Consider the following 1,347-nt stretch of genomic DNA (forward strand, 5'->3'; position numbering starts at 1 on the left):
GGTGAGGTTCACCCTGGGCAGTGGACACCGAGTTAGCAGGACCGAGGGTTCTGCTGGAAGGATGTCTTCATGCCGCCTCGGAAGCGCCGTTCCTACACGGCTGAGTACAAGGTCGAGGCCGCGCACCGGGTGATCGATTCCGGTCGTACGATCACCGAGGTCGCCCGTGAGCTGGGGATCGACGCGGGGATGTTGAGCGTCTGGGTCAAGGACGAGCGGCGCCGGATCGCCGCGGCCGAGGTCCATGGAGAGCAGCCCCTGGAGGCGGCCGAGCGGGCCGAGTTGCAGCGGTTGCGCCGGCAGGTGTCCGAGTTGGAGAAGGACAACGCGTTTTTGGTAAAAGCCTCGGCGTACTTCGCCGCGATGCAGAAGAACCGGCCCGGTTCCCTCTGATGGCGAAGTACGCCGGTCCCGACGACATCACCGGAGTGGCCGGTGTCGCCGTATCCGAGGGCGACCGGTTCGCGGTCCGGCGCATGGCGCGCCTGTTGAAGGTGTCCGCCTCCGGCTATTACGCCTACGTGAAGCGTTGTGCGGCAACGGTGTTGACGCCGCGGCAGCAGCGCCGTGCGGATCTGGAGGTGAAGATCGTCCAGGCGCACCAGGATTCCGGCGGGACCTACGGATCGCCCCGGATCACCGCGGAGTTGCGGGACCGGGGCGAGGTGGTCGGCGCCAAGACCGTCGCCAGGGTCATGGCCGACATCGGGATCGAGGGCGTCAGCCCCCGCACGTTCAGGGTGAGAACGACCGTGGCCGACCCGTCCGCGTCGTTCCCGCCGGATCTGGTCGACCGTCGGTTCGACCAGGGCCGCCCCGACGCCGTCTGGCTCACCGACATCACGTACCTGTCCTGCGGTGAGGGCGAGATGTTCCTGTGCGCGATCCGTGACGGGCACTCCCGCAGGGTGCTGGGCTACAGCGTCGCGGACCACATCGGCGCCGGGATGGTCACCACCGCCATCGAGGCAGCCGTGGCCGTCCGCGGCGGCGCGGTTCGTGGCACCGTGCTGCATTCCGACCGCGGCGGCGAGTACACGGCAAACCTGACCGCACAAGCGTGTTTGCGGCACGGGCTGCGCCGGTCGATGGGCGCGACCGGGATCTGTCGGGACAACAGCCCCGCCGAGTCGTTCTGGTCGACCTTCAAGCACGAGCACTACTACCGACATGCCTACGCCACGAAGACGGAACTCGTTGCCGTAGTTGACAACTGGATCCGTTTCTACAACAGTACGCGGCGGCACTCCAAGCTCGGGATGCGTAGTCCCGACGACTATGAGAAGTCACTCCGAGCAGCTGCCTGAATCTCGTAAGCCCCTGTCCACCGTTCGGGGTGAACCTCAT

2 protein-coding genes are annotated in these 1,347 nt (G+C 66.7%); both read left to right on the plus strand.

The window, feature by feature from the left end; genetic code table 11:
- Window positions 1-69: 69 nt before the first annotated feature.
- Window positions 70-393 (plus strand): transposase, encoded by a 324-nt coding sequence (locus tag ABD223_RS43270; protein WP_344044175.1) that lies wholly within the window; start codon window positions 70-72, stop codon window positions 391-393.
- Window positions 393-1,307: an IS3 family transposase gene (locus ABD223_RS43275; protein WP_344044177.1), complete on the plus strand. Its 915-nt coding sequence runs from the start codon at window positions 393-395 to the stop codon at window positions 1,305-1,307. The genes ABD223_RS43270 and ABD223_RS43275 overlap by 1 nt, the downstream gene beginning before the upstream one ends.
- The last annotated feature ends 40 nt before the right edge of the window (window positions 1,308-1,347 follow it).

The sequence above is a fragment of the Saccharothrix xinjiangensis genome (assembly GCF_039527585.1).
Classification (GTDB): Bacteria; Actinomycetota; Actinomycetes; order Mycobacteriales; family Pseudonocardiaceae; genus Actinosynnema; species Actinosynnema xinjiangensis.